Annotated in this window: 12 protein-coding genes and 1 pseudogene; 7 read left to right on the top strand and 6 right to left on the bottom strand. The window is 58.1% G+C overall.

From position 1 onward, the window contains the following. Window positions 1-31 precede the first annotated feature (31 nt). Window positions 32-973, top strand: coding sequence for an NAD-dependent epimerase/dehydratase family protein (locus C7G61_RS37470; protein WP_108522694.1), 942 nt, complete (start codon window positions 32-34; stop codon window positions 971-973). Window positions 974-1,420: 447 nt separating this feature from the next. Here the strand turns inward: C7G61_RS37470 and C7G61_RS37460 are convergent, their stop codons facing one another. Then, on the bottom strand, window positions 1,421-2,734 hold the full coding sequence (locus C7G61_RS37460; protein WP_108522692.1) for a DUF4910 domain-containing protein: 1,314 nt from the start codon (window positions 2,732-2,734) through the stop codon (window positions 1,421-1,423). Window positions 2,735-2,988: 254 nt separating this feature from the next. Next, window positions 2,989-4,215, bottom strand: coding sequence for a class I SAM-dependent methyltransferase (locus C7G61_RS37455; RefSeq protein ID WP_108522691.1), 1,227 nt, complete (start codon window positions 4,213-4,215; stop codon window positions 2,989-2,991). Window positions 4,216-5,587: 1,372 nt separating this feature from the next. On the opposite strand from C7G61_RS37455, the gene C7G61_RS37450 reads away from it, so the two are divergent. From C7G61_RS37450 to C7G61_RS37435, 4 genes are all read left to right on the top strand, one after another. After that, complete coding sequence (locus C7G61_RS37450; RefSeq protein ID WP_108522690.1) at window positions 5,588-6,673, top strand: NAD-dependent epimerase/dehydratase family protein; 1,086 nt, start codon at window positions 5,588-5,590, stop codon at window positions 6,671-6,673. Next, window positions 6,673-8,016, top strand: coding sequence for a UDP-glucose dehydrogenase family protein (locus C7G61_RS37445; RefSeq protein ID WP_108522689.1), 1,344 nt, complete (start codon window positions 6,673-6,675; stop codon window positions 8,014-8,016). The genes C7G61_RS37450 and C7G61_RS37445 overlap by 1 nt, the downstream gene beginning before the upstream one ends. Before the next feature lie 118 nt (window positions 8,017-8,134). After that, window positions 8,135-8,782, top strand: coding sequence for a transposase (locus C7G61_RS37440; protein ID WP_108522688.1), 648 nt, complete (start codon window positions 8,135-8,137; stop codon window positions 8,780-8,782). Between the two features lie 3 nt (window positions 8,783-8,785). Next, the gene (locus C7G61_RS37435; protein ID WP_108522687.1) at window positions 8,786-9,178 is read left to right on the top strand and encodes a type II toxin-antitoxin system RelE/ParE family toxin; all 393 of its coding nucleotides are present in this window, start codon (window positions 8,786-8,788) and stop codon (window positions 9,176-9,178) included. Between the two features lie 684 nt (window positions 9,179-9,862). On the opposite strand, the gene C7G61_RS37430 is transcribed toward C7G61_RS37435, so the two are convergent. The 4 genes and pseudogenes from C7G61_RS37430 to C7G61_RS37410 all read right to left on the bottom strand — a co-directional run bounded on the left by C7G61_RS37430 (window position 9,863) and on the right by C7G61_RS37410 (window position 14,287). Continuing rightward, a complete protein-coding gene (locus tag C7G61_RS37430) occupies window positions 9,863-10,513 on the bottom strand; it encodes a J domain-containing protein (protein WP_108522686.1) in 651 nt (216 codons plus the stop codon). Window positions 10,514-10,808: 295 nt separating this feature from the next. Next, window positions 10,809-11,144 (bottom strand): adenosylmethionine decarboxylase, encoded by a 336-nt coding sequence (speD, locus tag C7G61_RS37425; protein ID WP_244608654.1) that lies wholly within the window; start codon window positions 11,142-11,144, stop codon window positions 10,809-10,811. A gap of 107 nt (window positions 11,145-11,251) precedes the next feature. After that, window positions 11,252-11,833 (bottom strand): annotated as a pseudogene (locus tag C7G61_RS37420) (transposase); the annotation flags it as partial. A 1,116-nt stretch (window positions 11,834-12,949) separates the two neighbouring features. Next, window positions 12,950-14,287 carry an IS1182 family transposase gene (locus tag C7G61_RS37410; protein ID WP_108522684.1) on the bottom strand — a complete coding sequence of 446 codons (1,338 nt, stop codon included), beginning with the start codon at window positions 14,285-14,287 and terminating at the stop codon, window positions 12,950-12,952. A gap of 719 nt (window positions 14,288-15,006) precedes the next feature. Between C7G61_RS37410 and C7G61_RS37400 the strand changes: the two genes are divergently transcribed. Together C7G61_RS37400 and C7G61_RS37395 are read left to right on the top strand one after the other, a co-directional pair. Next, window positions 15,007-21,576, top strand: coding sequence for a non-ribosomal peptide synthetase (locus C7G61_RS37400; protein ID WP_244608651.1), 6,570 nt, complete (start codon window positions 15,007-15,009; stop codon window positions 21,574-21,576). Next, window positions 21,569-23,002: an MATE family efflux transporter gene (locus tag C7G61_RS37395; RefSeq protein WP_108522682.1), complete on the top strand. Its 1,434-nt coding sequence runs from the start codon at window positions 21,569-21,571 to the stop codon at window positions 23,000-23,002. The genes C7G61_RS37400 and C7G61_RS37395 overlap by 8 nt, the downstream gene beginning before the upstream one ends. Window positions 23,003-23,012: the final 10 nt, after the last annotated feature.

The following is a 23,012-nucleotide window of genomic DNA, read 5'->3' as shown; positions in this document are numbered from 1 at the left end:
CCATAGCAATTTCTGCCATTAGGATGCGGCTATGGAAAAGGTATTGGTGACTGGCGCACGAGGCTTCATTGGATCCCAGCTTTGCAAGAGGCTCACGGGCTTGGGCGTCGAATTACACGCGGTCTCGCGCCAGCCACCGGCCGACGTACCAGCCTGGTGGAAATCGATTGGCGGAGATGTCAGCAATGCCCGACGCGCCACCGCTATCTGTTGGTGGAACGTCAATCTGGTCGATCTGCAGGCAACGCGAGAACTGATCCGGACTGTCCGGCCTGACACGACCTATCACCTCGCTGGTCTGGTGACGGGTTCGCGCAGTTTCGAAATGGTGCTGCCGATCCTGCAAAACAACTTCCTCACCGCATTCAATCTGCTCCTGGTCACCGCTGAAAGCGGCGCCGGCCGGATCGTGTTCGCGGGCTCCGTTGAAGAGCCGGATAACCCCGATCACATACCTTCCTCGCCCTATGCCGCGGCAAAAGGGGCTACGTCGGCGTATGCTCGGATGTTCGAGGCGCTGTATCAGACCGAGGTCGTCATCGCGAAGATCGCCATGGTTTACGGCCCGGCGCAGGCGGACCTCACGAAGCTAGTCCCCTACGTTATCACCACCTTTTTGCGCGGCGAGCGTGCCAAGCTGAGCAGCGGCGTCCGGCCGGTTGATTGGATCTACGTCGATGACGTGGTCGATGGCCTTATAGTGTGCGCCCACGCATCTGGCGCCGAGGGCCGTGTGATAGATCTTGGATGGGGCGAGGTGTGCACGATCCGGGAGATTGTACAGCAGCTAAGAGCATTGATTCCCGGTGCGCCCGAACCGCTGTTCGGGGCAGTTCCCGATCGACCGCTCGAGCGGGTACTGAAAGCCGATGTTGCCACTTCCCGCAAATTGATCGGCTGGAACCCGTCGACAACGCTGTACGCGGGCCTGCGCCGTACAGTGGAATGGTATCGATCCCGACCCGCGGCATGACCGCCGGGCCGTCACCCTTTGCTCGGTTACCACGAACGCGTGGTTCCTGTGGGCCTCGTGCCGATAATGATCGCGGGCTGCGGCTTGCGTGTCGCCACGCGGCGCGCGTTTCCAAGCGCATCATCATAAGAGGAAACCTCGCAAAACGCCGGGTTCAGGTTCCGCAATCGCGACAGCTCGAACAGGACTTGCATAGGGGGCCGCCGGGCCCAGATAGGCTTCGACATCGGGTTTCGAGCATGCTCGATCAGGTATTGCGTAGAATCTGCACAGGCAAAGCATAGGCCGTCGGCCAAGTCGACAAAGAATGTCTTCGTCGCCATCCAGGCGGAAAAACTCCGAGACGGCGCTACGTCGGCGGCCCGGACACCTATTCACAACGCCACCGAGCCGATCACCGGCAAGATGAACTCGCGGCGTGATGGTGTATCATTCGACCCGCTTCGATCACTCGGAACGTGCGTGGACAAGCCCTGCGTCCAGTGCGACCCGCGCGGCGGACTCAAGCCGAGCAAAGGGTACGTCGGCCCGCATCGCCATGTCCAACAGGCTATGGTCGCCATCCGCGAGGTTGAGCAACCATAACAGGTCCATCTGCGTGGCGCCGCCCGCCTCGCGTTGCCCAGCGATCGTTCTATAGAGATCGCGTCTTCCAAGCTGAGGCTCGCATCGACCGTCGACGCGCTCATACGTGCAGTCCGCATCAAGTAAGTCCAAGACCGTCTCTATTACCGAGTAAGATTGATCGAGGGCCTCCGGCTTCACGAAATCCAGATTGTCTGCCGACGTATGGTATTCGGGGAAAGCACCATGTACACCGCGCATAAGGCAGCCTACCGGCAGATCGAATGCAGGCGAACAAAACTGCCGCTCATCATATCCGTAGGGGGCGAACGGCAGTATTTCATGGCGGAGGCTGGAATGCCTGAGGACATGTGCCACGGCCCGATCGATCGTCGCCCCCTTGCGGCTCTGCTTATAGTGAAATTGCCCGCCATCACCCAAACACGTCAGCACGAGGCCGTACTTGATGTTAGCCAATACCGGCTCGTTGCGGGCGAGCCAGGTGATGGCGCCGATCGTCGCTGGAAGGAAAAGAAATCGATATCCTAGCCGTCGTTTTTGGCGCGCCTGCCGCATGGCCAGAGCGGTCATGACTGCGATTCCCGAAAGATTGTCATTTGCGAGGCTGGGGTGACAGACATGGGTGCTGAGCAAAACTTCGTTCGGCGTCTCGCCGGGAACGAAACACTCACCAAACGTCAGTGAACCAGCCGAGATATCGCTGTCAATCTCGACATGATAGACGTCATCATTCATGGTCTGCCAGAGATTATGAGGCAGGCAGAAGCCCCAATCGTCGGCGTAATAGCCAGTCCTGTATGGAATAAGATCTGGCTGATCAGGCAGCGTGTGGATGTGCCGCGCGAGTTCGGCACGCGTGAACACGCCCTGCACCGGCCTGCTATATCCAAGAACATGAAGATTGTTGCTGGCGAAGTCGACCAAGCATTTTCCGCCCACCGTGGAGATCGACCCGTGGCGAATATTCCATTCCATCGGAACGTGCCAGTCGAAAACAGAAGTTCCCGTTCGGACTTCATTGATTTCGAGATCAATATGGCGGGCGATGATGCTCAGGGTCTTGCGAACTCCTGAGCCGGTTTGACTGCGGTTGATTGGAAACAGCTCGCAGACCAGTTGATACAGGTCAATCGCAGGCTTCCTCTCAATTTCCCTTACGTCGAGCTTCATTGGCATCTCGTTTCTGCCGGGGTCACTACAGCTCGCGATCTGCGAGCGATGGTCGGGCCGCATCTTTGGGCGAAAACATTGTCACCGGTTCAGGCCGTGTCATAGAAAACATCGGATCGTCGAAGCGGAAGCCACCCGACAAACCTTCGACGTATTCGATATCATCAGACGTCCCACAAAGTGCCAAGCGGGAAGGGGGTACATGACCATCATGTTCGTCTGCCGCCCGATGAAACCGATCGCGCCGGTCAGCAAGACCTTCATGTCAGAACCTTCAGTTCGGGAACCGCAATGACAAAATTGCCGCCCCACCTCCTAGTCTGCTCATGCTGCTGCATCACCTCGGCAGCGATGTTCCAGGGCAGGATCACCACCCAATCTGGCTTTCGCTTCGCGAGTTCTGCTGGGTGAAGGATCGGAATGTGGCTGCCGGGCATGAACTTGTTCTGTTTCGAGGCTGCCGCGTCGCAGACAAAGCTAATCAGGTCGTGTTTCAAGCCGGCATAGTTCATCAATGTATTGCCTTTGGCAGCCGCGCCATACGCGGCGACCGATCTGCCGGCGAGCTTCTGCTCGATCAGGAAAGCTAGGAAGTTGTTCTTTACCTGGTCCGCCTTTTGCTGGAATGCAAGGTACAAACCGAGGTCTTGCAGCCCCAGCCTTGCCTCCTCCGCCAACATGGCCGTGACCGCTGCCGTTGTTTTGCGCGGATCATCCTTGTTGCAGCCATAGATGCGCAAGGAACCGCCATGCGTCGGGAGCTCCTCAAGGTCGAAGACCCGCAGACCGGCCTTTTCGAAGAGTTGGATAACCGCCGTCAGCGACAGGTACGAGAAGTGCTCATGATAAGCCGTGTCGAACTGGTTCTGTACAATCATGTTCTTGAGATGCTGAAACTCCAGGTTCACCGTACCTCCCTGCTTGAGTAGAATACGCAGGCCCAACGTGAAGTCATTGATGTCAGGCACATGGGCATAGACGTTGTTGCCGCAGATCAGGTCTGCTTGCTGCCCGCCTGCCGCCAGCCTCGTAGCGGTGGCTGCGCCAAAGAATTCACGAAGCACCGGCACGCCAATCTGCTCGGCAGCATCGGCCGTGCCGGCGGTCGGCTCGATGCCCAGGCATGGTACGCCCATCGTTACAAAATTTTTGAGGAGATATCCGTCATTGGAGGCGACCTCGACGACAAAACTGTCTCGGGTCAGATGCAGCATCTCGGCGATCTTTTCGCAATAGGTCCTGGCATGTTTCAGCCAGCTCTGCGACGTCGAGGAGAAGTATGCGTAGTCGCTGGAGAACAATTCGTCGGCGGCGGTGTGATCTTCAGTCTGTACGAGCCAGCACGCGTGACAGACAAAGATCTTGAGCGGAAAGGTTCTCTCCGGTTCGTGGAGCTGCGCTTCCGAAAGATAGGCGTTCGATGGCGGCGCGTGTCCCAGATCAAGGACCACGTGTTGCAATTGCGTCTGGCAATTCCGGCACTTCATAAGTCTAGTCCCTTGACGTCCGCATCAAGATGCGGATGCGTCGAGTCGCGTGTGGACAAATCCGTTGATGGAAAAGGCCATGAAAAGTCCGCCATCGGATCATCGAAATAAACAGCTCCTCGTGGGGCAACGGATTGAATGTGGTACTGCAGCGATTTTCGGCACAAAGGACGACATAGAGCGTAACGACGAGGGCAATGGCCGCCGCGGTGTCGGCCTGACCGTGAAGCAGCACCAGCCGCCAACGCCGACCAGGACCCGCCCCAACACCCGGCGGATGCGCCCCGGCCGGTCGGCCAGTAGCCTCATGAGTGATTGAGACGTTAGCGCGGAGTAGCTGGGGCGAGCAGCTAGAGGTAAGGGTTGACCAATGCGAGCCTGCCGATTCCTGCCGATAGCACCGCGGCATGCAGCCAGCCCGCCGTCCAGGGGCCCCCGGACCACGAGGAAGCTGCAAATCCAGCTCAGCGCTATGGTGAACGTGACGTTCGCCATGCGAAGCACTGCGATATCGCTACCTGCCGGGATTGAAACCGAAACTGCTGTAGTATTGCAGCCAAGCGAGACTGCGGTGGTTACGGCGGACAGAGCGAGCAAGGTCCGATCCAGGAAGACTGACGTTCCGTTTGCAAAGTGGTCGTCTCCTGCCATAGGTCTCTTCTTGCCAGCTTCGTCGACGAGCCTCATTCCAACGGGCCTCGAGATCCTTCTAACTGGCCTGAGCTCCGCAATCTCCTCCCAAAATTGGTAGAGTCTATCATTGGCGTGCAGCGAGACCGAAGTTTGGACCACTCAGAACTAGAGTTTTGCGCCTCTAATCAGGTTGGCGGGCTGGTTTGCGCCGACGTGGTTTGCAGCAAAATCGGCGCCTGTCTTCTCTTCCATGGTGGGCATGCCAAATGCTGTGCTCCGGTCAACTACCAGAGCCGGTAATTGATCTAGATGACGGAAGCATGTTGCCTGTCGATGATAAACGTCGGCCGGTCGGATGAAACGGCCGGTCAAACGTAAGGTCCGCTTTTCAACAAGCCCGGAAACCTCACATCGCAGGAGCAACCACAATGGACGTTTTTGGACCACGGAGAGAGCACTCCGAAAAGCCCAAGCAGGGCTCCAGCCGGTTCAACGGCGGGTACTTTTTTCTTCCGTCGGTCACTCTTGAACTACCTTTTAAATCACGCCGATCTCGTGCTGGAGAATGCGCCCTTCACCGATCGCGCCGGGCCACTGGCTTGCGCGTATGTCGTCACGCCGGCTTCTGGGCTTGTATGGATACGCAACATGACACGGATCAGCTCGAAGAACTCTGGGTCTCCGGTCGAGGCCCTTGGGTTCACGCCAACAACGCCCAGCCTTTCGTTCGGAGCGCTACGTGACAATCAGCCTCATCGTCAAAGAAGATATCGAGCAAATCCATGCGGCCTTGCCGCGAGGATGCTTTGCGGGGGCAACGGTCCTGGTCACAGGCTGCGCGGGCTTCCTTGGATATTACTTCCTCCAGTACTTCACGCGAAAGGCGTCCGAACTCGGTCTGAAGCGGATCATCGCGCTCGACAGTTTGCTGCTGCATCGGCCGCGCTGGCTGACCGATCTGAGTGCGGAGTTTCCGGACGTGCTCAAAACGCATACGTTCAACATCGCCAGTGATGACCTTCGAATGGTCGACGGCGCTGACGCAGCGGACTACGTCATCCATATGGCCTCGATCGCTTCGCCGACGTTCTATCGTCAGTATCCGGTCGAGACCATTGACGCTAACATCTGGGGATTGCGGCGGCTGCTCGAATCCTATCGGAGTTCGGATCGGCTCAAAGGGCTGTTGTTCTTTTCGAGCAGCGAAATCTACGGCGATCCGGCTGAGACGGCGATCCCGACTGACGAGGAATACCGCGGCAATGTCGCGTGCCTGGGCCCGCGGGCCTGCTACGACGAATCGAAGCGTTTCGGCGAGACGATGTGCTACGTCTTCTCGAAGAGGTATGGCATGCCTGTCACCGTCGCCCGCCCCTTCAATAACTATGGGCCTGGTATGCGCATCGACGACCGTCGGCTCCCGGCCGATTTCGCGCGATGCGTGATCAATCGAGAAGACATTGTCATTTTTTCCGACGGCAGCCCGACCCGGACTTTTTGCTACGTCTCCGACGCGATCACAGGCTATATCCTCTGCCTCCTGCATGGGAAATACGATTACTTCAACATCGGGATCGACGGGCCGGAGATCTCCGTCCACAACCTTGCCGAGATCTATCAGCAGGCCTCGCTGGAGGTTTTCGGGCGCCGCGGCGCGGTCGTCTTCGAGAGGAGTTCCGACTCAGAGTATCTTGTCGATAATCCAAACCGACGCCGCCCCGTGATCAAGAAGGCGCGGCACATTCTCGGGTACGCTCCCAAGGTCCTCGTAAATGAGGGCGTGCGCCGCTACCTGTCCTTTCTACGCGACGAGTTGAGGGCGTGATGCGCGTCACAGTTGTCGGGTCCGGTTATGTGGGTCTCGTCTCGGGCGTGTGCCTCGCGGTGAAGGGACACGACGTGACGTGCGTCGATCTGCGGAAGGATGTCGTCGCTCAGCTTAACGACGGCGTGCCGCATATCCATGAGCGCGGTCTCCCTGAACTGCTCAAGTCAGTGCTTGCATCGGCCCGCTTTCGGGCGACCACCGATCTACACGCCCCGATCGAGACAGCGGAAATCGCCCTGATCGCTGTCGGCACGCCGTCGAAGAACGGCGCGATCGACCTCAGCGCCGTCCGGCAGTGCGCTCGCCAGATTGGCGCTTATCTCGCGACTACTCCTCATCACCTATCAGTCGTCGTGAAGAGCACCGTCATCCCAGGAACAACGGACACGATAGTGCGGGAAGAGCTTGAGCACTCGTCCGGGAAGAAGCTCGGGGCATTCGGCTTGGGTATGAACCCGGAGTTTCTTCGCGAAGGAGAGGCGATCGAGGATTTTATGGAGCCCGATCGCATCGTGATCGGTCAGGAGGATGAGAGGACGCTGGCGCGGCTCGAGGAACTCTACGCTCCGTGGAACTGCGACAAAGTGCGGGTGAACACCCGCACGGCCGAAATGATCAAGTACGCCAACAATGCAATTCTGGCCACCCAGATCTCCATCGCGAACGAGATGGCAAACCTCTGCACTGCGGTGGGAGGTGTCGACGTCCTCGACGTCATGCGCGGCGTCTATCTCGACAAACGGTGGTCGCCGATCACTCCCCTGGGCCGCCTTGCTCCACAGATCCTGACTTATCTCGTTCCGGGCTGCGGATTCGGCGGGTCCTGCTTTCCAAAGGACGTACAGGCGCTGCGCAGCCAAGGCGAGAGCCTTGGCCTCCCGATGAATATGCTGAATGCCGTTCTCGACGTGAACGCCGCGCAGCCGGGCCAGATCGTCTCTACCCTCGAGCGGAAGCTCGGAGCGTTGTCCGGCCGACGAACCCTCGTTCTCGGCCTCTCCTTCAAACCGAATACCGACGACGTGCGAGAATCCGCCTCGATCAAGATCGCTCGCGATCTTCTGCGGGCCGAAGCGGATGTCAGGTGTTACGATCCGCTCGCGACGGAGAACTTCAAGCTCGCCATCGGAATCGCCGCGAACCGTATTCAGTTCTCGTCTGACTGGCGGCGCGAAGTCGAATGGGCCGAGATCGTCATCATCGCGACTCGGACACAGGAATACGGCGAACTCACCTCGTTGCGAGTCGCCGGCAAAACGGTGTTCGACGCGCGTCGACTGATCAATCCAGCCGATGTGGCCCCCGCGGACTACCTAACCATTGGCCGCCGCCTGAACTGAGTCGGGCCATGATCTTCGAACTGACACCCATATCGAGAGCTTTCCTCAGCCTCGAACCTAGGAGCCTGTCTGAGTAGTGACTGGTCAAGAGGGTGCGAGTCTGATTCCTTGCGTGGCCATGAGCAAGGAATTTCGCCCCTGGAAGATCGACGAGGTCCAGCTTCTGCCGCCGAGCGTGCAGGACTATGTGCCGCAGGACCACGTTTCGCGGTTGATCGTGTCGCTGGTCAAGGAAAGCCTTGATCTATCGGCGATCCTAGGCAGCTACCGGAGCGGGCTGGGTCAGCCGCCGTTTGATCCGCGGATGATGACGGCGCTGCTTCTACACGGCTATGCGAGCGGCATCTACTCGTCGCGGCGGATCGCCAGGGCGACGGTGGAGCGGGCGGATTTCATGATGATCGTGGCCGGCGATGCGCCGGACTTCCGCACGATCTCGGAGTTCCGGCGGCGGCATCTTAAGGCGCTGGCCGACCTGTTCGTGCAGGTGTTGAAGCTGGCCGAGAAGGCCGGGTTGGTGAAGCTCGGGCACGTGGCGCTCGACGGCACCAAGATCAAGGCGAACGCGTCCAAGCACAAGGCGATGAGCTATGATCGCATGAAGAAGCGGGAAGCGGAGCTTGCAGCGGAGGTCGACCGCTGGCTCAAGGCGGCGGAGGCCGCCGATGCGCAGGAGGATACCCGGCCCGATCTCGATGATTCCGAGGTCGAAGCACATTTCGCGCAACGCCGTACCGCTGCGCTTCGAAAAAGTGGCGGAGCATGAACGGTGGAACTCGTCTGGTCGCGATTCGCGCTGTCCGATCTCGATGGCATTTTCAGCTACATCGAAGCCGAGAATCCCCGTGCAGCGGTTCATGTTGATGAACAGATTGCCGATGCCGCGCGGCGCCTGCTCGACTTTCCTGACAGTGGCCGGCCCGGGGCGCGTCGCTGGCACGCGCGAGTTGGTCATCCCGCGCACACTTATGTCGCGGCCTACCTGGTCGACGGTGATACTGTTCGCATCTATTGCGTGCTTCACGGCGCGCAGATGTGGCCCGACGAACTTACCAATGACGATTGGGGCCGGCTCCATGCAGTAATCCTGCGACCGGAGCTGGATCTCTTTTTCTTGAATTGGATGTCCAGGTCGCAGTCAGACTACGATAACCTTCATTAATCTAAATCGGGGGAAGGTCTGCCTCTACTTTAGGGTTCGACCGATCTGCGAGAGGCCCCGCAACGCCGAACGAGTGAGAGTCGGCGCTATACGCCGCGGGCAAATCGCGCCAGCTTCGGACGGATTGGTTCCCTCATTCTTGGCAAGTTGGGGATTTCTCATGCGTCTGACTGGTTCGTTCCAGTGGAGTTATGCGCATCTGCAATGGATTCGATTATCTCAAAGAGTATCAATTCGTCATTGTCCCACTTAACAGGTGCGTACTTCCAGTCGTGCTGCGTTCAGTGCGCGCAAGCAAGTCTGCTTGCGTGCAACGCTCCGATTTGAGGATGGCAAGATGGGTGATCTTGATGCGATACTCGCTCATCCGACTGAGGAAGCACATTGAATAAGTGCATTTTCTAGTCGACTCATTTATTGAGTCGTCCGTGAAGAACATCCTCTCCGCCATCGGCCACAACTTCCGCCGCATCCTCGCTTGGCTGAGGGCTCTTTGGTGCCTTTCCTGACCGCCCTCATCGCAGCCGCCCAGCGACCGGTCACCTCTTGAATCGGCTTCTTAACGGATGACATCGTAGCCCGGATGGAGCGAAGCGTAGTCCGGGAACGGTTAATCTATCTGCGAGAGAGACGCCCGGATTACGCTTGCGCTTCATCCGGGCTACGGGTCTGACGCGCGGGGCGCTACGCCTCGCGCACCACGGTCTTCAGATAGTTGTACGCATTGATGATCTCGATCAGGCGGTCTTCGCTGGAGCGGTCGCCGCCATTGGCGTCGGGATGGTGCTGCTTCACCAGCGCCTTGTACTTGGCCTTGACGTCCCCGAGCGTGACTTCGGCGGTGAGCCCCATCACCTGCAGCGCCTTGCGCTCGGCGTTCATCACCGTGCGGGTCTCGCGCTTGCCCTGCGCGCCGGGGCCAGGCCGCCAGCCGGCGCGGCCGTTGAGTTCGGCAAACACGTTGAAGGGATCGGCGGCTCCGCCGAGGTCTTCCTCGACGTTGCCCTTGCCGCGCTTGGCGCTGGTGTTGGCGCCCATCTTCCAGGTCGGGCGATGGCCGGTCAGCGCATCCTTCTGGTAGCGCGCAACCGCTTCCGGATTCATGCCCTGGAAGAAATTGTAGGACTGGTTGTACTCACGGACATGGTCGAGACAGAAGTGCCAGTACTCGCGCGCGTTCTCGTGCCCCTTCCGCACGCTGTGCGAGCCCTTGTTCTGGCAGCCCGCCCATTCGCAGGTGACGGCCTCCTGACCCGCCTGCGCCTTGCGCTTCGCACTCACCTTGGTAGGCTTGATGCGAATGGAGTCGAAGAATTTTGATGAATCGATCGGCATGGCTGACTTTGACTACGCAATACTAAACGCTTCGAGTCCTGACATTGCGAATACCTCTCCTTCGACTACGCCATTGACGGAAAGCGGATGCCAAATTATGCCCGCCACCGCCATGAGCACCAAAGATGTTATCATAAACAAGTTGCGTGAAGCTTTCACACCCGAAAGCCTCGCGGTGAAGCCTTCATGCTAGAGGTTAGCCCAAGATGTTTTTCGATTGCGGCAGTGAGCTCGATAACCTCACCCGGGCGGTCGGAAACATGATCGGCTATTCCAATGAGATCGATCATCTGCTTCAACGCGTCGGCTTGATTGACACACCTCTCCGGAAGCTGCGAACGTCAGACTGTTCGGGCTGAAACGCCTCAACTAGAACTGGCACGGCGCTCGCAGGATCGCTGTTGCCACATACGAAAACATCAGCGGCCGCGTAGGAGCTCTCAGGCCAAGTATGTAAGGTAATGTGCGATTCAGCCAACAAGGCTATTGCGGAGACGCCGTGACCCGGACAAAACTTATGAACGTGAAGGTGGAGTAATGTCGCACTCGCCGCGCGGACGGCTTTTCGGATTGCGTCTTCCGCAATGGCCGGATCGTCGAGGTTCTTCGCTCCCCATAGCTCGATGAGCATATGCGTCGCACCGGTCGACAGAGCCGGTGGGGCTTCCCTCTCATTATCAATAGTCATTAAGAAATCTCCATTGAATTATCGGCCCGATAAGCTGAGCTATTCGGGATTTAGGCGACGAGGTGATCAGGCGCTTGGTTTGCCGGCACTTGGATGCCCGCAATGCCGTCCTTGAAACTGACAACTGAGACGACCTTCGGCGACTGATTTGTGCCGTTGAGCCGCCGCCAGTCCTTGATGCGGCGATCACCAGCTTGAACACCATCGGCCCGGCGTTGGTTGGCGACAAGGAGCCCTTCGTCCGCACGGTCCTGTATCGCCCCGTGGCGAACACGCTCTCGATGAGATTGGTGGTGGTGCGCAAGTGATCCCAATGTTCGGCAAGAAAATCGTAGAAGGCCAGCAGTGCGTCGCGGTCGTTGACCAGGCATTCGATCGCCCGGCCGTGCTTGGCACAATACTTCTCGGCGAAGACGTCAATCGCCGCTTCGGCGGACGCTCGGTTCGCGCCCAATAGACCTTGCGCAAATCCTTCTTCATGGTGGCCTGCACAGAGAGTGGATCTTGTCCTGGACGTTCACAGTCTTGTGCACCCAGCATAGCTGGTGGCGTGTGCCGGGAAAGACCTCGTCGAGCGCCTTGTAGAAGTCGAGCGCGCCGTCGCCGACATCGGCCAAACTCGTTGTTATTGATGCCGTCGCCTTGATTGCTTTGCCAAGCCACGCCTCCCTTGAGGTAGGCCAGCGTGTGGCCCTCCGCGCCAAAAGCGTAACCGAGGCGACCGGCCCCGGGGACAAAGACGTTTGGACTTGCCTTGCAGTTTGCGCTCATTACTGTGCCGGAGGCTGCGAGGCAGGCATCTGTGCCGTTGGAGACAGCACCGCTGGCATCGAGTTTGAGGCCAAACACCCAGCTATTCTTCTGCCAGTTGTAGCCGATCTGGCCGCCTGCCAGGAACACAGGAGTATCGACGCCGCCGCCATAGACTGACGGACCGTAGGGATTACTGAAGGATTTTTGGCCGTAACCAACGCCTACGTGCCCGCCAATATATCCTCCGGACCAGCTCCACAGGGCCGATGGCAGTTGTACTGCTGGCTCAAGGTCCGCCGAATTGGCTGCACCGCTTGCCGCCAGCGCAATCGTTGTCGCTCCCCAAAAACGAACTCCAGATCGCATCAAACACTCCGCGGCGCTTTCCCGATCCACAACCGAGCGCCTTCAAGCTGGCATCGGTGATAGCACCGCGACTGAAGCAAGCAGCGTGCCGCTTGGAAATTGGGGGGTCTCCAGTTACTTCGTACCGGGTGCATGCGTCAGGTTGTCGACAATGGTCCTGAAGCTGACAATCTCGCTGTAGCGTCCGACAGTATGCTGCGCAGCAGGAAGCCGCCTCTTTCGCTGCAGCAGTAGAAGGAGACTTTTGTTCGCCTGGACAGAATTTCGATCTCACCTATCGAGGCTCTTGGGAAACGGTGAACGCCAATGGATATTACCGACGAGCGGAGCCGGCCTGGACGCTAGACCCGTCTACCCGCACAGGGATCGCACCTGCTATGCCGCGCGTTGTCGAAGTCCGCTCGTGGGAAAATCGCCACGAGCGATCAATCACGCAACGCGACACGCGCAGGAAAGGCTCATCATCAGCGTCTTCCAGTTTAGCACGAATATCCGCGTGATAATAACAGTCCGGCTCCGGCTTCGCCGTAGTGCTAAGTGGCTTTGCTGCAACATCATTCGCATCGGTTCTGCTCTAGGAGCCTGTCCAGTTAGCTTTGGGAAGGCAGTTTTATCTTGATAATGGCGGCTCAGGCGGCCCTTGCGAGCTTGACGAGGTTATGAGCGGTGCAGATGAGCGCCCATTCTGCGCTGACCTTTTCGATGCCGCGCAGCAGGAATTGCCTGAACCCTCTTGCCTGTTTGATCTGTCCGAACACGGGTTCGACGATCTGCTTACGCAAGCGGTAGCGACTTCGGTAGCCGGCGCGCTTGAGCTTGGTGCTCATCCTGGCGATCAGCGAGCCGGCTCTTGAAGGCTTTTCCGCGGTGGCGGACTTGGTGCCGTGCTTCTGCCTTCCGGTGGCGATGTAGCCCTCGATGCGCCGCCGTTTGATCGTGCGAAGATTGGCGTCGGAGCAGTAGCCGGCGTTGGCCGATACTTCGTCGGGATTGGTCCCCAGATTGGCCCTGATCCCGTCGAGCAACGGCGCCAGTTGCGCCTGATCGCTGGAGGAACTGGTCAGCGTCTGCGCCACGATGATCTGATGGGCACCATCGACCGCGGCCTGGGCGTTGTAGCCCTGGATGTAACCGTCCTTGGTCTTCAGGATGCGGCTTTCCGGGTCGGTGAAATTGCGTTGTGCCTTGCCGTCGGGCTCCGTTTTCGTCGGCGTCTTGCCGCTCTTCTTGCCGCCTTCGGCGACGCGACGCTCCTCGGCTTCGGCCCGCGCCTTGCGCTCCACCTCGGCTGCGGCCTTGGCTTCGGCCTCCAGCGCGGCCTTGGCCTCGCGGATCTTCTCAAGCCGCTTCTGCTTGTCGGCCACCCAATCGGGCATCTCGTCGCCGCGCTTGTCGCCGTAGAGCTTATCCTCCTGCGCATCGGCGGCCTCCGCCGCCTTGAGCCAGCGGTCGACCTCCGCTGCAAGCTCCGCTTCCCGCTTCTTCATGCGATCATAGCTCATCGCCTTGTGCTTGGATGCGTTCGCCTTGATCTTGGTGCCGTCGAGCGCCACGTGCCCGAGCTTCACCAACCCGGCCTTCTCGGCCAGCTTCAACACCTGCACGAACAGGTCGGCCAGCGCCTTAAGATGCCGCCGCCGGAACTCCGAGATCGTGCGGAAGTCCGGCGCATCGCCGGCCACGATCATCATGAAATCCGCCCGCTCCACCGTCGCCCTGGCGATCCGCCGCGACGAGTAGATGCCGCTCGCATAGCCGTGTAGAAGCAGCGCCGTCATCATCCGCGGATCAAACGGCGGCTGACCCAGCCCGCTCCGGTAGCTGCCTAGGATCGCCGATAGATCGAGGCTTTCCTTGACCAGCGACACGATCAACCGCGAAACGTGGTCCTGCGGCACATAGTCCTGCACGCTCGGCGGCAGAAGCTGGACCTCGTCGATCTTCCAGGGGCGAAATTCCTTGCTCATGGCTGCGCAAGGAATCAGACTCGCTCCCTCTTGACCAGTCACTACTCAGACAGGCTCCTAGGAAAGGGAGTTGCCGAGCATGCGTCTCGTGGAGGCTAAGCGAAGGCGCCATCCGCAATTCAATTCCGGTTCGGAAACCGTATCGGTACGCCCTTTCGGGTAGACTGGACGTCGCCTGCCGTTCACAGCAAACGTTTCTGAGCGCGTTTTCGTGTGCACCAAGGCGGACGACTGCGAACATCAGCAGATCAAGGACCTCCCGGTGGATGGTTCTGCACGCCCACGACTCGTTACGCCGCCCATAGCTCTCGTTATAGCCAAGAGCGTCAACACGTTTGAGCGCTTAACGACTGCCCTTCGGCGGCTATACAAACAACGCCGGCCTCGTGGAAAACAGTAACACGCCTCCGTGTTGGTTCTTGCACATTCGAGTCGCAGACGACCTGCAGCCCGGCGAGCGCCAAATCCGCTTTCATGAGGAGCGCACAAAACCATTGTCCAGGCGCCTACAAATGCAAGAAATCACAAGCCGGAGCGAGTCTCTGGACGCGTTTGGTTACGGGCGCCATGCAGACTACCCGCGTGTCTACTACCAGATCCGGTAGATGCCAACGCCAGCTTGAGGCCCTAGCGTCCGGCCGTGTTCCCCTGCCGATCATCGAGGAAACAGTAGTGAACGCAAAGGACGAGAAGCTAAGAAACGGACAAAACGGCACACCATGACTGGCAGCACCAGGGTGGTTACGCAATGGACACCCTCAACCGAGGATCCTCGGTATTCTACTTTAAGTGCCGCAGAAGGCGACGAATGGCGGGACGCGTTGCCTGCGGAAAATCGATCAGGCAAAAATCCGCTTGTAGAACGTCAACCGACGGACGCGATCTCGGCGATCGATCGCGTTGCGAGATCGGATCCGGAGAGGGTTGCGCTGAGGTACGGCGCAGACGAACTCACCTACAAAGCGCTGCGATTAAGATCGGATGCCCTCGCAAGGACGTTACGAGAGCGGGGCGCTGACCGCTTAGTCGTTGGCTATTGGGGTGAGCGGGACCTCGACTGGGCGACGGCGGTAGTTGCAATTTTGAGGGCTGGAGCAACGTACCTGCCGCTCGATCCATCGTTACCGGCTTCGCGCACATCATTCATGATCGAGCAGAGTCGCTGCGCGCTGATTATTGGCCCAGACCAGCCGGATTCGCTCAGCCTATTTCAGGCGAGCAGCAAAGGCACCACGCAATTCATGGCGATAGAGGCGGCGCTGCGCGAGGGCCAGACTTCGCCTGTTGTGCCACCATCGCGCGAGGATGGACTCGCCTACATTCTGTTTACGTCGGGTTCGACGGGCAAGCCTAAAGGCGCAATGATCGAGCGCGCAGCCCTAAACAATCATTTGGTGGCAAAGATTGATGCCCTAACCCTCACTCGGACGGATTGCATCGCGCAGACGGCATCGCACTGCTTTGACATCTCGCTGTGGCAGCTTCTGGCAGGGCTTTGCGTCGGAGGCTGTATCGCGATCATTGATGATGCGACACTGAAATCGCCAGTATCCCTTCTCAAAGCAATTCAAGGATACGGCGTGACGGTTGTTCAATTCGTTCCGTCGATGCTTGCAATATTTGTTGAATATCTGCAGTCGCTTGCGGCGGCTGAGCGAGCTCTGGACAGTTTGCGGATTATTTCAACGGTCGGAGAACCTCTAACACCCGGACTGGCGCGCGCGTGGCTTGCCTTATATCCCCGGGTGCCCATTCTCAATCATTACGGGCCGACCGAGTGCGCGGACGGCGTTACGCATCATCTGGTTTCCGTAGCGCCTGCGCTGGCTGACCCTTATGTGCCGATCGGCAAGCCGATTTCTAACCTTGAGGTTTATGTCGCCGACGGACCGCGGCTGTGCAACACGGGAGAGGTCGGCGAAATCTGTGTTAGCGGCGCTGGTGTCGCTGCTGGTTACGTCAATGACGATGTCCGCACCAAGGATGCCTTTGGGCCAAACCCGTTCTCAAACGACCCGTCGTTCCAGCGCCTATACAGGACAGGTGATCTCGGGCGCATTCGTTCCGATGGCTTTTTGGAATGTCTCGGTCGACGGGACCGTCAGGTCAAAATCCGCGGGCACAGAATTGAGCTGGGAGAAATCGAGGCCCGCCTCTCCGCTCATCATTTGGTACGTGGCGCCGTCGCGGTCGCCTCCGTCTGCGCAGGCGTAAAGCTTATGGCGAGAGATATAACCAGGGCCGAGGAGGAAACTGGATCGAGACGACTCATCGCGTATGTGTCAACTCCAGCTGAAGTAACGGAAGGCGAGCTTCAGAATTTTCTTGCCGAAGCGCTTCCCACCTACATGCTCCCAGAAAGGATCATCCGCCTCGCCAGTATTCCACTGACCAGAAACGGAAAGGTCGATTTTGGGGCATTGCCGGACCCGACCAGTGTTCGCCCTCCATTGTCGACTCCATTCGAGGAGCCGCAAACAGAGCTCGAAGCCCAGCTGTGTCAAATTTGGGCCGGCGTTCTGCGTATTGAGAACATTGGCGTGACGGACCAGTTCATAAGCCTCGGCGGAGACTCGCTCCGGGCAATGCTGATATTGGGCCAGTTGCAGACCCAGCTCGGAGTGAGAACGGATTTCAGGCTAGTCCTCAATGGAACGATCCGATCTCTTGCGGCTTCGATCTCGGCCGGGGTCGGCTCCAAACCGCGCACAGCCCCGACGTACGGAAAGCTTATGCGATCGCCTCTGACGCGAGTTCAGGAGCACCTATGGTTTCTCTCGCAGCTCGATCCGTCTGCCAGGAACTACATCATTCAAGGCGGCCTGCGGATAAGGGGCATGATCGATCTGGCGGCGTTCAATCGCGCCTGGACCGATGTCGTTCATTCCCATCAGGCACTTTCGGCACGCTTTATCGACGAGGACGGTCCGGTTCAGCTTTTTGATGCTCCTCAATACGCAAGTCTTGAATTGGCTGATGCATCTCATCTCACGGCGCAGGAAGCTGAGGAGCTGGTCGCAGAGTTACGGCGAACAGAGCTGAACGGCAGCTTTGATCTCAGCCAAGGCCATCTCTTTCGCGCGCGCATGATCCGTTTTGGCCCTGACAACCATCTCATACTGATCACCGCTCACGAAATTATCATCGATGCCTGGTCGATCTCTGTTCTACTCAGGGACCTTCGACAAAGGTACGTAGATGCCGCGGCGTTTTTGCCAGAGAACCGCGCGTCACTCTCGACCTACGCGGTCTGGGAAACACAACACGCTACTTCAGAGGCGCTGGCCAACCAGCGTAGCTATTGGCGTCGTCAGATTGGCGATGATCCGCCGGTGCTTTCGCTTGGAACGGGACGAGCGCGGCCGCAGACAAATTCCTACCGCGGCGCCTCGCATGCGGTGCTGCTTGGCAGCGAGCTCTCCAATCAGGTACGGGAGTTTGCGCGCCGACATAGGTGCACCACGTCGACAACACTCCTCGCGTGCTTCAAGCTGCTGCTGCGGATGTATAGCGGCCAAGACGATATTATCGTTGGCATACCGCACGTCGTACGGGATCAACCTGGCAGCGCCGAAATTGTTGGCTTTTTCCTGAATATGCTGCCAATCCGCACCCCGATCGATGTCGACCAGTCCTTTGCGGTTCATGCCATGCGCATCCAGGGCCTGGTCGGCGATGCCATCGCAAATTCCGCATATCCGTTCGGCTGGATGGTAAGGGATACCCGGCTATATCGCGAAGCTGAACGATCACCGCTCTTCCAGGTCATGTTCAACATGTACTCCGAGGCCGCGGAGCCATTTGGCCAACATGAGTTGGATCTGACATTCCGCGAATATGAGACCGGCTATGTAAAATTCGATCTGACATTGTACGCACAAGATCACGGCGATGAAATTGCCCTCCAGCTAGCGTATGCGGAAGACATATTTTCCAGCGATCTGATTGTCCGCATGGCCGACAATCTGCGCTGTCTGATTGCAGCCTGCGTTGAGAGGCCGCTTGCGCACATTAAAGATCTGAGCTGCCTCAGCGCGTCAGACGTCACTGTGCTGGACTCGCTGAATGGCTCGGCGCAGCCATATGAGACTGAATGTCCGCTTATCGAAGCGTTCGAGCAAATCAGCGTCTCCAATAGCAGCCAGGTGGCATATTTTGGTGATTTCGGTGAGATCACATTCGACCACCTGCGTGAGCGCGTAACAGCTATCAGGTTGTTACTGCGGGCTTCTGACGTGGGGGCTGGCGATATGGTCGCCATGCTGGTCGACCGGTCGCCTGACGTGGCCGCTGTTATTCTTGCAGCACGAGCCTTGCAGTCCATTGTTGTCCCCATATCACCGGATTATCCGCGTGATCGGATCGAACATATCCTGCGAGATAGTCAGGCAAAGCTTTTGGTTCACGCAAATACCTCTGATCTTGGTTTTGACGTGCCGTCGATTCGTCTATTGACCCTTGAAGGGTGCGGCGCGCCCGTGCACGATTTTGAGCGCAGCGACAAACCATCAGATCAGGGAATTGCGAGCCTCATATACACGTCGTCCTCAACCGGGAAGGCGAAGGGGGTTCTTATACCGGAATCGGCAATTCTCAATCGACTGAACTGGATGTGGCGACGCTTTCCCTTCGACAGTACCGACGTGATGGTTGTCCAGAAGTCCGCATCACTTGTTGCGTCGGCATGGGAGTACTTTGGGGGGCTTCTGAGAGGTGTGCCCGCGCTGATCTTGACCCAAGAGCAGTTGCTGGATCCAGATCTGTTGTTGTGCACGTTGGCGAGACGTCGCGTGACACACTTATTTGCCTCGCCGCCGCTCCTATCCGGCCTCATTGCTTCCCAAGAACGGCACCCGCGACCGACCGCCTTGCGGTTGGTCACAAGCAGCGCCGAACCGATGCCTTCCTCGCTCCCGGGTCGCTGGCACGCGCATTTCCCGGACGTGCCGTTGTGGAACTTCTATGGTGCTACGGAATGTGCATCCAATGCAGCAGTCTACGAAACATCGGGTGCCTACGACGGCTCGTCGCTCATCCCTGTTGGGCGCCCAATCGATAACGTCAAACTCTACGTGCTCGATGCACAGTTGAAGAGAGTCCCTGTCGGAGTCACCGGCGAACTCTGCATCGCGGGACGCTGCGTGAGCGCTGGGTACTGGCGGGATCAAGATCGGACTAACCGCTGTTTCGTGCCGAATCCGTATGATGACGGACAATACAGCGTTCTTTATCGAAGTGGCGATATCGCCCGTATCTCAACCAGCGGCCTTCTCGAGATTTGCGGCCGATCGGACAACCAGATCAAAGTACGGGGCTTTCGCATCGAGCTGGAGGAGGTCGAAACGGCCCTTGAGTCTCATCCCGCAATCGCAAAGGCCGCGGTCCTCGCAGAAGGCATGAATGACCATCGTCGCTTGACGGCTAGCGTGGTTCCGGCTCGCGACAGTCTAAGCTCTGGAGATATTGTCACCCACCTGCGGCACACGTTGCCGTCCTACATGATTCCCGCCGCCTTCCGTTTGGTTGACACTATCCCCCTTACGGCGAGCGGAAAGATCGATCGTGCTCGCCTGTCGTCCGTTCCTTACCGCGAGGTCGGGCCTGTTCCATCTGCTGAGCCACGCACGAGGAAGGAGCGTATTCTTGCTGGGATCTGGCAGGATCTATTAGGCGCCAAGTGGGTCGGAATCGATCAGAGCTTTTTTGATATCGGCGGAGACTCTCTTCTGAGCGTGCGCTGCGTCACGCTGGCGCGCAAAGCCGGACTGAATCTCACTGTCGACCAACTCTATCGAACACCGACCGTCAGGGAATTGGCGGCAGACGAAGCGGCGGTTACACTCCATACCTTCCCTTCCGCGGATGCCTCATTGCCAGTTATCCCGGCAATCTCATCTTGGAACCGTCTTGTCGGGTTCGATGAGCATTTCAACATCGGCGATCTGTTCTTCTTGCCCGGCGGCGTCCTGAATATCCGAATCCTGGAGCGCGCCCTTGCCCATGTCATGGATAGGCACGAAGGCCTCAGACTCCGTATTGCCCGAACTGACGATGGTCTACGTCTGACAATCGGACCTTCGGTGGCCGAACGCCTCGTGGAGGAGATCAACCTTGTCGGAATGACCGACCTACAGCAGCGTAAGGCAATCGAGAGCGTCTCAGCAAGACGTCAACATACCTTTCGGTTTGACGGCCAGACGCCTCTTGTTAACGTCACGGTGTTTCGCACATCGCAAAGTGGCGATTACTACCTGCTGGTCCTGATGCATCATTTTGTAGCGGACGGGATAGGCTATCGACTGTTCCTGGAAGCATTGGATGAGGCGTACAACACCCTTGCCTCAGGCCACGCCATGAGTGGTCCCGAGAACATAGAAATGCTCTCTCCATGGCTGAAGCGCCTTGAGCACTACGCCAACAGCGAAGCGCCAGGCGAACTCAAATACTGGGAGAGCATTGACTACCATCAGTTCAATTTGCACGTCAGCGACACTTCATCGGGCGGCGCGAGTTTTTCGAAAGTGACCGCGAGAGAGCTTCACCATGCACGCCTTGAAGGTCGCATCGATGAAGCGAATTGCCGATCGTTTTGGGAAGATCAGGCCAAGTACCATCTCGAGATTGACAAAGAAGCGACCGCTGATCTCCTCAATATTGCAGCCAGATTGGCACATTGTCAGGACTTTGATGTGTTTCTTGCCGCCATATCTGGCGCCTTTGGACGCGTTTTCGGCAACTATTCGCTCTGGATTGATAGCCTTACCTCAATCCGAGGTCGGCTGTTTGACGATCTCGATCCATCTCAGATCATCGGCCATATCAGCGAGCTCGTTCCGCTTCCCTTGAGTCTCACCGGAACGGAGCCCCGTCCCGATCGTGCTCGTTCAATATACCGCCAGCGCAATGCCCTGCCGCGCAGGGGAATAGGCTTTCGGGCCATGAAATTCCTAAACCGAGATCCAGCCGTGCGGAGCCGGATCGATCGCCTGCCCTTACCCAGAATTGGATTGAATTATCGAGCGGGTTTGCAGCGCCATTTTCCACGCCGTCTCTTAGCCAAGGAACCTTCTCCACTCTGGATCGGCGCAGACATGGATGAAGCGGCCGTGATTCACCTCTTCTGGTTCGATGTCGGATATCAAGCCGGCCATCTCCAGATCGAAACGACGTATAATCCAACCCAGGTCGGTTATGAGGTGACCCGCAATCTTTGCACGGTATTGCAACAGGAGCTGTTGCAGACGATCAGCGAATTCGGAAGAGCTCGCGACACTTTCATCCATGAATGAGCCGGATGCGGAATTCGCCGTCGAGGGCGATCGCGATGTCTTGCCGAAGGAAGAGCAGCACATCGATCTATCGGACCCTAATCTCTCGAGCCTTATCCTGCGGCTCGCCATTCCGTCTGTTGTTGGCTTATCGATCAACGCGTTACAGCAGGTCGTCAATGCGATCTTTGTTGGCGCACTTGGCGCGCAGGCGATCGCAGCTGTCAGCATGACCTTGCCGATCGTGGTCCTGCTCGCGGCAGCCGGACAGGGGATCGGTGTTGGAACAGCGTCGTTGATATCTCGTCATCTTGGCGCTGGTGAGCACCTGGAGGCGAGTCGAGGCGCGAGTACTGCACTTGCGCTCGCCGCTCCGATCGGTATCACCTTTACCGTCGCTCTGCTTCTAAATCTGCGAGGGATCTTCGTAACGCTCGGGGCCACTCCAACCATCATGCCCGTGGCGCTCGACTACGCGGAGACGCTTTTGTTCGGGTACACCCTGATGCTTCTAAACATCGTCAACGGCTTCATCGTCAGAGCCGAAGGCAACACACGATTCAGCATGTGGACGATGATTACCGCCTTCATACTCAACGCTGTGCTTGATCCCGTCTTCATATTCTTACTGGACCTCGGTGTGCGAGGCGCAGCCCTCGCAACGCTGGTATCTCAGATCGCCGCTATTAGCCTGTATATCGCGTATTTTACGAAGCTTCGCGGGATAGTCCTCGTCAGGATATCTCACATCTCATTGCGAGCAGATCGCATCAGACAGCTCGCGTCCATAGGGGCGCCGGCGACTATGACCAGTATTTTATCTGCTATTGCCGTTATGCTCTTGTACTGGACTGCTGCGCCGTTCGGCGACGATTCCATCGCGGCCGTGGGAATAGCTGTGCGAATCGTGACGATCGGCGCACTGCCTATCACCGGCTTCTGTATAGGCTCTCAAGCTGTCCTGGGTTTCGGTTGGGGCGCGCGCGACTTTGCTCGTGTATTGAAGGCTGCGAAGTTCATACTCTCCATGACTATCGCTCTTGCCGTTGCGTATTCTGCGGCTGTTATGATTTTTGCCCGGCCTTTGGTCAGGCTGTTCAGCGATAGCGATAAGGTCACGGAAATTGCCGTCTCGACCTGCATCGTCTTCCATCTCTTTTTTGGACTTTTTGGTATTGAGAGTTTCGTGACGACGATGCTTCAGTCGTTCGGGAGAGCACGCCTCAGTGCGGTTGTGTCCTTGGCGAGGCAGGGCTTTCTCTTCATACCGGCCGTACTGTTATTCCCGGTCGTATGGGGTTTCAGCGGCCTGTTGGCCAGTCAAGCAATCGCTGAACTGGGCGCCGGAATGATCGCGCTGTTCGTCATGTTCCACCAGTTCGCTGAGCTCAGACGAGCGCTCCGGCACCGTAACTTCAAGAGCGATCGAGCACGCGGTTTGACCTGACAACGGACAT

Source organism: Bradyrhizobium algeriense, from assembly GCF_003062295.1.
GTDB classification, from domain to species: Bacteria; Pseudomonadota; Alphaproteobacteria; order Rhizobiales; family Xanthobacteraceae; genus Bradyrhizobium; species Bradyrhizobium algeriense.
The sequence above is the reverse complement of the archived record's forward strand: the minus strand, read 5'-3'. Positions and strand labels throughout refer to the sequence as shown.

Bases quoted from the DNA above. Each gene is read 5' to 3' on its own strand.
- C7G61_RS37470 (WP_108522694.1), top strand. From the start codon at position 32: ATGGAAAAGGTATTGGTGACTGGCGCACGAGGCTTCATTGGATCCCAG.
- C7G61_RS37445 (WP_108522689.1), top strand. From the start codon at position 6,673: ATGCGCGTCACAGTTGTCGGGTCCGGTTATGTGGGTCTCGTCTCGGGC.
- speD (WP_244608654.1), bottom strand. From the start codon at position 11,144: ATGCTCATCGAGCTATGGGGAGCGAAGAACCTCGACGATCCGGCCATT.
- C7G61_RS37440 (WP_108522688.1), top strand. From the start codon at position 8,135: ATGAGCAAGGAATTTCGCCCCTGGAAGATCGACGAGGTCCAGCTTCTG.
- C7G61_RS37430 (WP_108522686.1), bottom strand. From the start codon at position 10,513: ATGCCGATCGATTCATCAAAATTCTTCGACTCCATTCGCATCAAGCCT.
- C7G61_RS37400 (WP_244608651.1), top strand. From the start codon at position 15,007: ATGACTGGCAGCACCAGGGTGGTTACGCAATGGACACCCTCAACCGAG.
- C7G61_RS37410 (WP_108522684.1), bottom strand. From the start codon at position 14,287: ATGAGCAAGGAATTTCGCCCCTGGAAGATCGACGAGGTCCAGCTTCTG.
- C7G61_RS37455 (WP_108522691.1), bottom strand. From the start codon at position 4,215: ATGAAGTGCCGGAATTGCCAGACGCAATTGCAACACGTGGTCCTTGAT.
- C7G61_RS37395 (WP_108522682.1), top strand. From the start codon at position 21,569: ATGAATGAGCCGGATGCGGAATTCGCCGTCGAGGGCGATCGCGATGTC.
- C7G61_RS37460 (WP_108522692.1), bottom strand. From the start codon at position 2,734: ATGCCAATGAAGCTCGACGTAAGGGAAATTGAGAGGAAGCCTGCGATT.